Annotated in this window: 10 protein-coding genes and 1 pseudogene; 7 read left to right on the top strand and 4 right to left on the bottom strand. The window is 67.7% G+C overall.

Annotated features, from left to right (window positions below):
• Positions 1 to 103 precede the first annotated feature (103 nt).
• The 5 genes from H4O10_RS13495 (at position 104) to H4O10_RS13475 (ending at position 5002) form a co-directional block, all read left to right on the top strand.
• Complete coding sequence (locus H4O10_RS13495; protein WP_049454856.1) at positions 104 to 1402, top strand: nucleoside transporter C-terminal domain-containing protein; 1299 nt, start codon at positions 104 to 106, stop codon at positions 1400 to 1402.
• A 25-nt stretch (positions 1403 to 1427) separates the two neighbouring features.
• Positions 1428 to 2393 carry a ribokinase gene (locus H4O10_RS13490; RefSeq protein WP_019661097.1) on the top strand — a complete coding sequence of 322 codons (966 nt, stop codon included), beginning with the start codon at positions 1428 to 1430 and terminating at the stop codon, positions 2391 to 2393.
• A 149-nt stretch (positions 2394 to 2542) separates the two neighbouring features.
• A complete protein-coding gene (locus H4O10_RS13485; RefSeq protein WP_049402351.1) occupies positions 2543 to 2974 on the top strand; it encodes a hypothetical protein in 432 nt (143 codons plus the stop codon).
• A 147-nt stretch (positions 2975 to 3121) separates the two neighbouring features.
• Complete coding sequence (dusB, locus tag H4O10_RS13480) at positions 3122 to 4117, top strand: tRNA dihydrouridine synthase DusB (RefSeq protein ID WP_012479176.1); 996 nt, start codon at positions 3122 to 3124, stop codon at positions 4115 to 4117.
• Positions 4118 to 4174: 57 nt separating this feature from the next.
• Positions 4175 to 5002: a class I SAM-dependent methyltransferase gene (locus tag H4O10_RS13475; RefSeq protein WP_005408109.1), complete on the top strand. Its 828-nt coding sequence runs from the start codon at positions 4175 to 4177 to the stop codon at positions 5000 to 5002.
• 48 nt (positions 5003 to 5050) lie between these two features.
• Here H4O10_RS13475 and H4O10_RS13470 read toward each other — a convergent pair whose 3' ends face one another.
• From H4O10_RS13470 to H4O10_RS13460, 3 genes are all read right to left on the bottom strand, one after another.
• Positions 5051 to 6109 carry a metal-dependent hydrolase gene (locus H4O10_RS13470; protein ID WP_049454858.1) on the bottom strand — a complete coding sequence of 353 codons (1059 nt, stop codon included), beginning with the start codon at positions 6107 to 6109 and terminating at the stop codon, positions 5051 to 5053.
• 138 nt (positions 6110 to 6247) lie between these two features.
• Entirely contained in the window at positions 6248 to 7048 is an 801-nt protein-coding gene (locus H4O10_RS13465) for a UDP-2,3-diacylglucosamine diphosphatase (RefSeq protein ID WP_033834453.1), read from the bottom strand.
• A complete protein-coding gene (locus H4O10_RS13460) occupies positions 7045 to 8760 on the bottom strand; it encodes a lysophospholipid acyltransferase family protein (protein ID WP_033834452.1) in 1716 nt (571 codons plus the stop codon). The genes H4O10_RS13465 and H4O10_RS13460 overlap by 4 nt, the downstream gene beginning before the upstream one ends.
• Positions 8761 to 9084: 324 nt before the next feature.
• Here H4O10_RS13460 and metK point away from each other — a divergent pair, with 324 nt between their 5' ends.
• Both metK and H4O10_RS22410 read left to right on the top strand, forming a co-directional pair.
• A complete protein-coding gene (metK, locus tag H4O10_RS13455) occupies positions 9085 to 10296 on the top strand; it encodes a methionine adenosyltransferase (protein WP_005408103.1) in 1212 nt (403 codons plus the stop codon).
• Positions 10297 to 10456: 160 nt separating this feature from the next.
• Positions 10457 to 10930 (top strand): annotated as a pseudogene (locus tag H4O10_RS22410) (acyl-CoA thioesterase); the annotation flags it as partial.
• A 40-nt stretch (positions 10931 to 10970) separates the two neighbouring features.
• On the opposite strand, the gene ppc reads toward H4O10_RS22410, so the two are convergent.
• Entirely contained in the window at positions 10971 to 13682 is a 2712-nt protein-coding gene (gene ppc, locus H4O10_RS13445) for a phosphoenolpyruvate carboxylase (protein WP_049454860.1), read from the bottom strand.
• Positions 13683 to 13838 lie beyond the last annotated feature (156 nt).

Raw genomic sequence — 13838 nt, 5'->3', positions numbered from 1 at the left:
CTGATCGGTACCGTTGGCCGCGCGCACGCTGCTTTTTCTTGCCCCGGCCCCTGCCCTGCACTAGGCTTCCCGTTTTTCGCGACGCCCCAGGGGAGTCACTCACATGGTCGAAGGTTTGGGCAGGATCGGCTTCGGCCTGTTCGGGTTGGCGGTGCTGATCGGCATCACCTGGTTGTTTTCCAATAACAAGCGCGCGGTTGACTGGAAGCTGGTTGCCACCGGTATCACCCTGCAGATCGCCTTCGCGGCGTTGGTGATCCTGGTGCCGGGCGGGCGCGACGTGTTCGACGCGCTGGGCCACGGCTTCGTCAAGGTGCTGAGCTTCGTCAACGAGGGTTCCGGTTTCATCTTCGGCTCGTTGATGGACACCAAGAATTACGGCTTCATCTTCGCCTTCCAGGTGCTGCCGACCATCATCTTCTTCTCGGCGCTGATGGGGGTGATGTACCACCTGAACATCATGCAGGCGATCGTGCGCGTGATGGCGTGGGCGATCACCAAGGTCATGCGTGTGTCCGGTGCGGAAACCACCAGCGTCTGCGCCAGCGTCTTCATCGGCCAGACCGAGGCGCCGCTGACCGTGCGCCCGTACATCGCCAGGATGACCCAGTCCGAGCTGCTGACCATGATGATCGGCGGCATGGCACACATCGCCGGCGGCGTGCTGGCGGCCTACGTGGGCATGCTTGGCGGCGGCGACCCAGCGCAGCAGGCCTTCTACGCCAAGCATCTGCTGGCGGCCAGCATCATGGCCGCGCCGGCCACCTTGGTCGTGGCCAAGCTGCTGATCCCGGAAACCGGCACCCCGCTCACCCGCGGCACGGTGAAGATGGAAGTCGAAAAGACCTCCAGCAACATCATCGACGCGGCTGCGGCCGGCGCCGGCGACGGCCTGAAGCTGGCGCTGAACATCGGCGCGATGCTGCTGGCCTTCATCGCCCTTATCGCGCTGCTGAACGCGCCGCTGACCTGGGTGGGCGAAGTGACCGGCCTGGCCGCTGCCATCGGCAAGCCGACCAACCTGTCGACCATCTTCGGCTATCTGCTGGCCCCGATCGCCTGGGTGATCGGCACGCCGTGGGCCGACGCCACCACCGTCGGCTCGCTGATCGGCCAGAAGGTCGTGATCAACGAGTTCGTCGCCTACACCGAACTGTCGCAGATCGTGAACGGCCAGATCCCGGGCGTGAGCCTGTCCGCCGAAGGCCGCCTGATTGCCACTTACGCGCTGTGCGGCTTCGCCAACTTCAGCTCGATCGCGATCCAGATCGGCGGTATCGGTGGCCTGGCGCCGGAGCGCCGCCACGACCTGGCCAAGTTCGGCCTGCGCGCGGTGCTGGGCGGTACCATTGCCACCTTCATGACGGCGACCATCGCCGGCGTGCTGACGCACTTCAGTTGAACCCCTGGTTGAGAAAAGATTTCCTATGAGCAGCAGTGTCGTTGTCGTCGGTTCCTTCAATGTCGATCACGTGTGGCGGTGCGAAACGCTGCCGGCACCGGGTGCGACCATTGCCGGCCGCTACAGCACCGGCCCCGGTGGCAAGGGCTTCAACCAGGCCGTGGCGGCCTGCCGCGCTGGTGCGGACACCCACTTCGTGTGTGCGTTGGGCGATGACGCCGGTGGCGCCACTGCGCGCGAACTGGCTGCGCATGATGGCTTCGCGCTGATCGCCGAGGCCAGCAGCGAGCCGACCGGCACCGCCGGCATCTACGTCGATGCCCGTGGCCGCAACACGATCGTGATCGGCCCCGGCGCCAATGCCGCGCTGGGCACCGATTTCCTGCAACAGCAGCAGGCCCTGCTGGCCGGTGCCAAGGTGGTGCTGGTGCAGCTGGAATCGCCGGTGCAGACCATCGAAGCGGCGCTGGCCACGGCCCGCGAGGCCGGTGTCACCACCGTGCTCAACACCGCGCCGGCCGATGCGCCCTCGACCATCGGCCTGCTCAAGCTGGCCGATGTGATCACCCCGAACGAGACCGAGTTCGCCGCCCTGCTCGGCCGCCATGTCGGCGAGCGCGTGGATGCCAACGACGTCGCGGCGCTGGATGGCGCCAGCCTGCATGCGCTGTGCCGCAAGCTGGTCGGCAACGGCACGGTGGTGGTGACCCTGGGTTCGGTGGGCGTGTTCGTCTCTCACGCCGACGAGAACCTGCGCGGCGATACCCAGCCGTACTACCGCGTCGGTGCCGAACAGGTGCAGGCCATCGACACCACCGGTGCCGGTGATGCCTTCAACGGTGCGCTGGCTGCGTCGCTGGCACAGGTGGCCGATGCACCGTTCGCCCGCCACGTGCGCTTTGCCAACCAGTTCGCCGGTCGCTCGACCGAGAAGGAAGGCGCTGCAGCGGCGATGCCGCGCTTCACCCCGGCCGACGCCGAAGCCAAGTAATTCCACGCCACGCGTGGATGACAAGGCCCGGGTGCACAGGCACCTGGGCCTTTATTTCGCCCATTGCCCAGCCCCTGCGACCGCCTGTCGCATTGCCCACATCCTGCCCCTCGCTCACGATCCGCGCAGCTTCCTTGCACGGGCAGGACATGGACGGATTCCCCTGGTTGCTGGTCGCGGCCGCAGGCAGTGCCGCTGCGGCGCTGCTGCATATCGGCTGCATTGCCTTCGGCGCCGCGTGGTACAGGTACTTCGGTGCTGGCCAGCGCATGGTCCGGCTGGCACAGGCCGGGCATTGGTGGCCGCCGCTGATGACCGCCGGCATCACTGCCGTGCTGGTGGCCTGGACGCTGTACGCACTGGCAGCCGCGGGCTGGCATTCGCCGCTGCCGGCCAGCCGTCTGGTCCTGTCGGGCATCGCCCTGCTGTTGCTGCTGCGCGCGGCGATGGGCTTCGGGCTGGCCCTGCTCCGGCCCGGCTACAACGGCCGGCGCTTCTGGGTGGTCAGTTCAGTGGTCTGCCTCAGCCTGGGGCTGGCCTTCGCGCTGGGTACCGGCCAGGCCTGGCAGAGCCTGGGGTAGCCGCCCACCATCGCCCGCCCGTGGGGGCGGCGGAAGCAACCGTCAAGCATCTGCTGATGCCGGTACGGCATGAGGTCGGTGCCGATCGGCCTGAACCGGACCGCGCCCGACGCGGCCGTACCGCCGCGCGCGCCCTACAATGAGCGCATGCAGATCGGCCCGTACACCATTGCCCCCAACGTCGTGCTGGCGCCCATGGCCGGCGTCACCGACAAGCCCTTCCGCCTGCTGTGCAAACGGCTGGGCGCGGGTCTGGCCGCCTCGGAAATGACCATCAGTGATCCGCGCTTCTGGAACACGCGCAAGTCGATCCACCGCATGGACCATGACGGCGAACCGGCCCCGATCAGCGTGCAGATCGCCGGCACCGAGCCGCAGCAGCTGGCCGAGGCCGCGCGCTACAACGTCGACCACGGCGCGCAGATCATCGACATCAACATGGGCTGCCCGGCCAAGAAGGTGTGCAACGCCTGGGCCGGTTCGGCACTGATGCGCGACGAGCAACTGGTGGCGCGCATCCTCGAGGCCGTGGTCAACGCAGTGGACGTGCCGGTCACGCTGAAGATCCGCACCGGTTGGGACTGCGACCATCGCAATGGCCCGCTGATCGCACGCATCGCCGAGGACAGCGGTATCGCGGCACTGGCGGTGCACGGCCGTACCCGCGACCAGCACTACACCGGCCAGGCGGAGTACGCCACGATCGGCGAGATCAAGGCCGCGCTGCGCATTCCGGTGATCGCCAACGGCGATATCGATTCGCCGCAGAAGGCCGCCTACGTCCTGAAGGAAACCGGCGTGGATGCGGTGATGATCGGTCGCTCGGCGCAGGGCCGGCCGTGGATCTTCCGCGAAGTGGCGCACTACCTGGCCACCGGCGAGGAACTGCCACCGCCATCACTGGCGGAAGTGCGCGACATCCTGCTTGGCCACCTGCACGCGCTGCATGCGTTCTATGGCGAGCCGCAGGGCGTGCGCATCGCGCGCAAGCACCTGGGCTGGTATGCCAAGGACCGGCCGGAGAATGCCGCTTTCCGCGCGGTGGTCAACCGTGCCGAGGATCCGGCCAGCCAGATCGCATTGACCACCGAATACTTCGACCGCCTGATCGCCGGGGAACCGGCGCTGCCTTCGGCGGCCTGAGCCGCCAGCCCCGCGTTTGCGAACAGTCGAGCCAGCTCGACGCTACAAGAGCCCACCATGACCCCGCCGATTTCCTCCCCGACCTATCTGCACGGGTTTTCCGGCACCGAGCAGCAGCGCCTGATGACCCAGGCCCGGCTGCTGGAATCGAGCATCTTCGGCCAGATCGACTACAGCGGCGCGCGGCGCCTGCTGGAAGTCGGCAGCGGCGTGGGCGCACAGACCGAGATCCTGCTGCGCCGCTTCCCCGAGCTGCACGTGACCGGCGTGGACCTGAGCGAAACGCAGCTGGCCACCGCGCGCGAGAACCTGGCGCGCACGCCGTGGTGCAGCGACCGCTACACCCTGCAGCAGGCCGATGCCGGTGAGCTGCCGTTCGAGGCACGCAGCTTCGACGCGGCGTTCCTGTGCTGGGTGCTGGAGCACGTGCCGTCACCCGCACGTGTGCTGAGCGAAGTGCGCCGGGTGCTGGCACCGGGTTCGCCGGTGTACATCACCGAAGTGATGAATGCCTCGTTCCTGCTCGATCCGTACTCGCCGCACATCTGGCGCTACTGGATGGCCTTCAACGATTTCCAGTACGACCACGGGGGCGACCCGTTCGTCGGCGCCAAACTGGGCAACCTGCTGCTGGCCGGCGGCTTCCGCGACGTGCACACCGAGATCAAGACCATCCACCTGGACAACCGCGAGCCGGCGCGTCGCAAGACGATGATCGCGTTCTGGGAACAGCTGCTGCTGTCGGCCGCCGACCAGCTGCTGCAGGCCGGCTCGGTGGACGAGGAAACCGTGGAAGGTATGCGCCGCGAGTTCCGCCTGGTGCAGAACGATCCGAACGCGGTGTTCTTCTACTCGTTCGTGCAGGGCCGCGCGACGGTGTATTGAGCCAACGCAGCACTGCCGATGGTCCCGCCATCCACGCATGGCGTGGATCTACGGGTGTGCCGCACCAGTCCCGGAGGCTGCAGGCTCGTGCCAGATCCGCTGCCATATCGCCGCCAGCCGGCGCCCGGCATCCGCGCGCGCGGCCGGGCTGCTGTAATCCGTCCGCACCTGCTCGGGTGTGATCGGTCGCCACTGCCCGTCGACCTGCTCGGCCACGGCGAAGTTGAAGGTGTAGTCAGGCTCCAGCCCCATGCGCAGGTCACTCAGGACCAGCCGCCCATCCACCACCTGTGCACGCATGAAGCCACGGTTGAACCACGTCAGCTGCTGCACTGCCGGGATGCTCCCTGCTTCGCGCAACGCCTGCACCTTGGACGCATGGCCTTCGAACTGCATCGGTCCATGGTCGGCCACCAGCGAGCGGTCGCCCACCACGTAGCCGTTCGGCGTCATCGCCACCACGCGCCACAGCAGGGTGTTGAACGGCATCGGCACCGAGAAGCGCGGTGCATCGCCCAGACCCATCGCCGCCAGGCTCTGCTGGGCAGCACGGTCGACCTGGGCCTTTGCGATCAGGCCCCAGCCCAGGTAGGCGCTGCTGACCAGCAACGCCACGCCCAGCACCTTGCCAGCCCAGGGGCGGACGCGGCCAAACCAGGCCAGCACGCAACCCAGCAGCAGCCACACCGTGTAGCCAAGATCGACGATGAAGACACTGGAACCCATGGTCGGGTGTGGGCGCAGCGGCCACCACAACTGGGTGCCGTAGACGGTGAACGCATCCAGCACGGGATGGGTGACCAGCGCCAGCTGGATCGCCCAGAACCAGCGCACCGGTGACTGCGCGACGCGGCCGTTGCCGAAGCGCCTGAACAACCACCAGATCAGTGCCGCCACCCAGGGCAGCACCAGCAGCGAATGGCTGAAGCTGCGGTGCTCGATCATGTTCGCCACCGGGTCGGCGGCGGTGAAGCCCAACCACAGGGCATCGAGGTCCGGCAGGGTGCCGAGCGCGGCACCGGCCAGCAGGGCCGCGCGGCGATGGCCGGGCGGAGCGATGGCAGCAGCGACGGCGCCGCCGAGCACGATCTGGGTCAGGGAATCCATGGGCCGATGCTAGCGGCTTGCGGGCGCGCCGTCTCACTCCCGGACACCGCGTCTGTAGAGTCGACTGCTGGTCGACTGCTCTCCCATCAGGCTGCGGAAACCACGCGCTACACGCGACAGTCGACTCTACGGAACGGGTTACGCCGCCTGCGACAACCGCGCGCCCGGCAGTTTCACCAGGGTCTGGCCGTTGTGATCGAGCAGGCGCAGCGCGCCATCGTGGTCTTCGGCCAGCGCGGTCAGGCTCTCCACCCAGTCGCCGTCGTTGGCGTAGACCAGGCCATCGCGTTCGATCAACGCAGCGCGATGGATGTGACCACAGACGATGCCATCCAGTCCGCGCCGGCGCACGTCATCCAGCCCGGCCTGCACAAAACGCTCGATGTAGCGTTCGGCGGCACCACTGCGCTTCTTCAGGAATTCCGACAGCGACCAGTAGCGCATGCCCAGCCGGCGCCGCACTGCATTCAAGGCCTGGTTGCCGGTCAGGATGCGGTAGTACAGCCAGTCGCCGAATCTCTCCTGCAGGCCACCGAAGTGGGTCACGCCGTCGTACTCGTCGCCGTGCGCGACCAGCAGGCGACGGCCATCGGCGGTCACGTGGATGGCGCGGCGGCGCACCTGCATCGCTGGCAGCATCAGCCCGCACACCTGGCGCAGCGAGGCATCGTGGTTGCCGGGAATGTAGATGATCTCGGTGCCGGCACGGCGCAGCGCGTGCAGGGCCTGGATGACCTCGCTGTGCGACTGCCGCCAGTTGGCACGGCGATGGGCCATCCACCACAGGTCGATGATGTCGCCGACCAGGTACAGACGCTCACAGCGCAGCTGCGAGAGAAAACGTGCCAGTTCGGTGGCATGGCAATGACGTGAACCCAGGTGCACGTCGGAGACGAACACTGCGCGCCGGTGCGGCGACAGGTTCGCCAGCACGCTCATGCCGGCGTCCCCGCATCGCGCAGGTAGCGTTTGCGCTTGTTCGGCCGGATCGCGCACAGGTCCACTTCGATCAGGCCGTCGATCGAATCGCTGAAGTCCGGGTCCACACCGAAGGCGAGGAAGCGCGCGCCACCGGGTTCGCACAGATCGGTGTACTGGCGATACAGCGTCGGCACGCCGGTGCCGAGTGCGGCCAGGTTGGCCTTGAGCACGTCGAACGCGGCGCCTGCATCCAGCTCACCGAAACTCGGCGGTGCGGCGAAGTACTGGAACGGCCGGTTCGATTCGGCCAGGCCAGCGGTACCGCTGTAATAGCGCTGGTAGTACGCCACCAGCTGCTCGCGCGCATCGCGTGGCAGCGCCGCGCTGATCGACACGGCGCCGAACAGGTAGCGGATGCCCGGCCTGCATTGCAGGTAGGCACCGATGCCCTGCCACAGGTAGTCCAGGCTGCGGCTGCCCCAGTAGTCGGGCACCACGAAGCTGCGGCCCAGTTCCAGGCCTTCGGCGATGTGGGTGATGGCATCGTCGGAATAGCGGAACAGCGACGCGCTGTAGAGCCCGGACAGTCCGTGCCGGGCCAGCGCATGGGCGCCGCGCATGATCCGGTACGCGCCGGCGATGCGCTGCGCGGCCGCGTCCCAGATCACGATGTGCTCGTACTGCGGGTCGTAATCGTCCAGGTCGCGGCTGCGCCCAGTGCCCTCGCCCACCTGGCGGAAGGTCAGTTCGCGCAGGCGGCCCAGCTCCAGTAGTAGCGGCGAATCGGCAGTACAAGTGGCCAGCAGAATCTGCTTGCCGTCGGCGGTCTGGCCCAGCTGGGTGGCTGCGGCAATCCCAGCGGCGACCTGCGAGGGTGGCACCGGGGCCGCCAGCGGCTCGGGGCCTGCGAAGGCAGCGGCATTGCCGGCCGCGCCATTGCGGCCCAGCGCATACAGCGCGCGGCGTACCGACAGCAGCTGCGCGCCCGGGTCACCGCCCTTGCCCAGCTGCATCGGCTCACCGATGCTCAGGCGCAGCGGGCGGCCGCGGCGGGTGAACATCTCGCGCGCCAGCAGCGCGGTGCCGGCCGGCTTGAACAGGGTCGAGGCGCCGTAGAACAGCGCCGAATTGCGCGCTTCCACCCGTACCGGCAGCACCGGCGCCCCGGCGGCACGGGCAAAGCGGACGAACCCGCGCTGCCAGCGACCATCGCGGATGCCTCGCAGCGAGAGGCGCGAGACCTCGCCGGCCGGGAACACGATCACGCACTGCTCGGCGGCCAGCGCCTCCTCCACAGCGTGCAGGCTGCCACGCTGGGCCTTGCCACCGAGGATGCGCACCGGCAACAGCAGGTCCTGCAGTGGCGCGATCGCCCCCAGCAGGTCGTTGGCCACGATCCGCACATCGCGGCGGATGCGGCCGACCGCGTCCAGCAGGGCCAGCGCGTCCAGTGCGCCGGACGGGTGGTTGGCGACGATCAGCAAGCGACCGGTGGCCGGGATCTTCGCCAACGCGGCCGGATCCACCTGGTACTGGCCATCGATGAACTCCAGCCCGGCGGCGACGAAGCCGAATCCGCGCAATCCTGCACTGCGCTGCAGGAACGCTTCGATCTGGTCCAACCGCGACCAGCGCCCGACGCTGCGAAGCAATGGCCGCGCCAGTTGGCCACGGCGGCCATGGAACCAATCGGGAAAGCGTTGCTGGAGACGCTGTTCAAGTTCCTGCATGGCGGATCCACTCATGCCCGGCGGCCGGATTGGCCGACAGCCTGCGCCCGGCAGGCGGCAGCCAGATGGCGGTTTCGGGGCAGAACGATGACGGTCGCCCCCGGCCGGAGGGGCCGCAACCGCCCCACCTCGCCACCCGGCCCGCTGTCACGCTGCTGGAACACTGGGCCTCGAAGCCGGGGCCCAATCCCGTCAGGACGGCCCTCGCCGGGCCTACGCGGGCTTAACCACCGGCAACCGGTACAGGTTCACAATGCACAGGCGGCGCACCCCGTGTATCATGCGCGCCCATCTTTCCATCCGAATCAAGGGATATTACGCCTGATGTCCAGCTATCTCTTCACCTCCGAGTCGGTCTCCGAAGGCCATCCGGACAAGGTTGCCGACCAGATCTCCGATGCGGTGCTGGACGCGATCCTGACCCAGGACCAGCGCGCCCGCGTGGCCTGCGAGACCATGGTCAAGACCGGCGTTGCCATCGTGGCCGGTGAAATCACCACCAGCGCCTGGATCGACCTGGAAGCCCTGACCCGCAAGGTCATCACGGACATCGGCTACGACAGCTCCGACGTCGGCTTCGACGGCGCCACCTGCGGCGTGCTGAACCTGATCGGCAAGCAGTCGCCGCACATCGCCCAGGGCGTGGACCGCAAGAAGCCGGAAGAAATGGGCGCGGGCGACCAGGGCCTGATGTTCGGCTACGCCACCAACGAGACCGACAGCTACATGCCGGCCGCGATCCACCTGTCGCACCGCCTGGTCGAGCAGCAGGCCAAGATCCGCAAGAAGAAGAACTCGCCGCTGTCGTGGCTGCGTCCGGACGCCAAGAGCCAGGTCACCCTGCGCTATGAGAACGGCGTGGTCTCGGCCATCGACGCCGTGGTGCTGTCGACCCAGCATGCCCCGGGCATCAAGCAGAAGGACCTCATCGAGGCCGTCCGCGAAGAGATCATCAAGCCGGTGCTGCCGGCCAAGTGGCTGCACAAGGGCACCAAGTTCCACATCAACCCGACCGGCAAGTTCGAGATCGGCGGCCCGGTGGGCGACTGCGGCCTGACCGGCCGCAAGATCATCGTCGACACCTACGGCGGCTGGGCCCGTCACGGTGGTGGCGCCTTCTCCGGCAAGGACCCGTCCAAGGTCGATCGTTCGGCGGCCTACGCGGCCCGCTACGTCGCCAAGAACGTGGTTGCCGCCGGCCTGGCCGACCGTTGCGAAGTGCAGGTCTCCTACGCCATCGGCGTGGCTGAGCCGACCTCGATCTCGGTCACCACCTTCGGCACCGGCAAGATCAGCGACGACAAGATCGAGAAGCTGATCCGCAAGCACTTCGACCTGCGCCCGTACGGCATCATCAAGATGCTGGACCTGATCCACCCGATGTACCAGCAGACCGCGGCCTACGGCCACTTCGGCCGCAAGCCGAAGGAGTTCAGCTACCTCAACGGCGAAGGCGAGACCGTCAACGCCACGGCCTTCTCCTGGGAGAAGACCGACCGCGCCGCCGCCCTGCGCGCCGATGCGAAGCTGAAGTAAAGCCGGCGGGTAGAGCCGACCGGTAGAGCCGACTGTTAGTCGGCTGACGTTGAGGAAGGGCCGCGCAAGCGGCCCTTCTGCTTTCTGGTAGAGCCGGCCGCTGGCCGGCTTTTTCATGGCCTCCGGAAACAATCGCGCGGTTGCCGATACAATCCGCCGCATGTCGACCGAACTGAAAACCCACCAGCTGTCCATGACCGTGCTGATGTCGCCGGAAATGGCCAATTTCTCCGGAAAGGTCCACGGTGGTGCGATCCTGCGCCTGCTCGACCAGGTCGCCTACGCCTGCGCCAGCCGTTACGCCGGCAGCTACGTAGTCACCCTGTCGGTGGACCAGGTGATGTTCCGCCAGCCCATCGCGGTGGGCGAGCTGGTCACCTTCCTGGCATCGGTGAACTACACGGGCACCTCGTCGATGGAGATCGGCATCAAGGTGGTGGCCGAGGACATCCTCAAGCGTAGCGTGCGCCACGCCAACAGCTGCTTCTTCACCATGGTGGCGGTGGATGAGGAAGGCCGGCCGACGCCGGTGCCACCCTTGCAGCCGGTCACCTCGGACGAAAAGCGCCGCCAGGCTGCCGCGCTGATCCGCCGCCAGCTGCGCCAGGAAATGGAACAGCGCCATCTGGAACTGCTGGCGTCGAACCCGCCGTCGCCGGCACTACCGCGACACCTCACCCGGTGTTCTGCACGCCCTGCGAAACACCGTTCACGCAGGCCACCAGCGCGCGCAGCAGATCGTCATCCTCGCGTCCGCTGGCCCGCCAGCGCTGCAGCAGGTCCACCTGCAGCACGCTGATCGGATCGACATAGGGATTGCGCAGGCGGATCGACAGCGCCAGTCGCGCATCGTGGTCCAGCAGCGTCTGCTGGTCCATCAATGCCAGCAGCCAGTGCCGGGTGAGTTCCAGTTCGCGCTGCACCTGCGGGAAGAAGCGGTCGTGCAGGCCGCCCGACAACAGCGAGAACTGCTCGGCGATGGTGATATCGCCCTTGGACAGCACCATCGCGATGTCATCCAGGAAGGTGCGGAAGAACGGCCAGTCACGCGCCATTTCGCGCAGGGTCTGTTCGTGGCCGGCATCCACCGCCGCCTGCAGGCCGCTGCCTACGCCGTACCAGCCGGGAATGACGGCACGCGCCTGGCTCCAGGCGAACACCCAGGGAATCGCACGCAGGTTGCCCAGTGCTGCGTCCTGGCCGAGCCGGCGCGACGGACGCGAGCCCAGCGTCATCCGTTCGATCACATCGATCGGCGTGGCGGTACGGAAGTAATCCATGAAGCCGGCCTGGCCAACGAACCCGCGATACACCTCGCTGCTGGCCGCAGCCACCGCATCCATCACCGGTCGCCACTCATCCTCGCGCGGCTCGGCGGCACGCGGGCGCAGGCTGGCGCGCAGCACCGCACCGGTGGCCTGTTCCAGCGAACGCAGGGCCAGCGCGCGGATGCCGTACTTGCGATGGATCACCTCGCCCTGCTCGGTCACTCGCAGGCGGCCATCGATGCTGCCGCGTGGTGAAGCATCCACCGCGTGCGTGGTCTTGCCACCGCCACGGCTGATCGAGCCGCCACGGCCATGGAAGAAGGTCAGCCGGATGCCCGCCTCGGCCGCCACCTCCAGCAGTTCCACCTGCGCGCGCTGCAGGCCCCAGCGCGAGGCGGCGATGCCACCGTCCTTGCTGCTGTCCGAGTAGCCCAGCATCACCATCTGAACATCATCGCGTGCACGCAGGTGCGCGCGGTACACCGGATCCTCCAGCAGGTCGCGCAGCGTGGCGGTGCCGCGCTTGAGATCGTCCACGGTTTCAAACAGCGGCGCGATGTCCAGCGGCACGCCGCCATCGGCATCGACCAGGCCACCACGCCGCGCCAGCGCCAGCACGGCCAGCACGTCGCTGCGGTCGTGCGCCATCGAGATGATGTAGCTGCCCAGCGCATCGCTGCCATGCCGCGCACGCGCATCGGCCAGCGCGGCGAACACCGCATCCAGCCGCTGGTTGCCCTCGTCGTCGCCGTTGGGCAATGCCGTTTCACCGCTGGCATGCGGGCTCAGCAGCCGCGCTCGGCCCGCCACATCCAGCGCCTGCCAGGCCTCTTCGCCACCCAGCACGGCGGCCAGCGCGCGCGCATGCACGCTCGACTCCTGGCGCACATCCAGCCGCGCCAGATGGAAGCCGAAGGTCTTCACCCGCCACAGCAGACGCTGCACGGCAAAACCACCAGCGTGCTCGCCACGGTTCGCAAGCAGGCTGTCGAGGATCAGCTGCAGGTCGTCGATCAGTTCGGCGGGGCCGGCGTAGGCGCCCTCGCCATTGTCCAGCGTCGCCTGCAGGCGCGCGCGCATGCGGTCATTGAGCAGGCGGTACGGCATGTCGGCATGGCGCGGGCGCGACTGCACCTGCGGCAGCAGCTGCTGGTACTGCGCCACGCGCGCCTGCAGCGCATCGCTCACCCCTACCCGCTCGGTGGACTGGCTGAGCAGGCTGGCCAGCTGCAGCAGTTCCTTCTGGTAGCGCCCGAGCACCGCCTGCCGCTGCGCATCCAGCGTATTGCGGATGGTGTGGGCATCCACGTTCGGATTGCCGTCCATGTCGCCGCCCACCCACGTACCAAAGCGCAGCAGCCGCGGCAGCGGCAATTCTTCGCCATAGGTATCGCGCAGCGCCTGCTGCAGCGATTCGTACAGCACCGGGATCACCCGGTACAGCACCTGCACCAGATAGAAGCCCACATGCTCGCGCTCGTCATCGACGGTCGGCCGCACCGGTGAAGAATCGGTGGTCTGCCACGACGCGGTGAGCGCCATGCGGAAGCGCGCGGCATCGGCGGCAGCCTCACCCGGCGTGCGCTGGCCGTCGAGGTTGTCGACCAGGCTGGCCACCATCAGCTGCTCCTTCTCCAGCAGCGCGCGGCGCACGGCTTCGGTCGGATGCGCGGTGAACACCGGTTCGATGTCGATGCGCGGCAGCCACTGCGCCAGTTCGTCCAGGCCCACGCCCTGCGCCCTCAAGTGCTGCAGTGCATCCTGCAGGCCATCCGGCTGCGCACCCGCGGTACCGGCGCGCTGGTAGTCACGGCGGCGGCGGATGCGATGCACGCGCTCGGCGATGTTGACCACCTGGAAGTAGGTGCTGAAGGCCCGCACCATGGTCTCGGCCTGCTGCGGCGTGCGCCCGGCCAGGCCATCGGCCAGCTCCGACAGCGGCGCCTGGTTTTCGCGACGGGCGATGGCGCGGGTACGCACGTCCTCGACGTCATCAAGAAACGCGGCCGACACCTGTTCGACCAGCAGGTCGCCGACCAGTGCGCCAAGCCGGCGCACATCATCGCGAAGCGGAAGATCGGGAGAAGCAAACTCGATGCTGCTGCGGTACTCGTTCATCGGCGACGCACAGGCCTCGGTCAACGGATCCAGGCCCCAAGCCTATCCCAGATCGGGCGTCGTGCTGCGATGCAAAATTGGTTTCATCTGGTAGTGCCGGCCGCTGGCCGGCAACCTCAGGTTGTGCTGGGCGATGCTCGACGCGCTGATGTACAG

The organism is Stenotrophomonas sp. I18B00994 (assembly GCF_014145825.1).
In the GTDB taxonomy this organism is placed as follows: Bacteria; Pseudomonadota; Gammaproteobacteria; order Xanthomonadales; family Xanthomonadaceae; genus Stenotrophomonas; species Stenotrophomonas maltophilia.
Note: the sequence above shows the minus strand (reverse complement) of the source record. Positions and strands in the feature narration are given on the sequence as shown.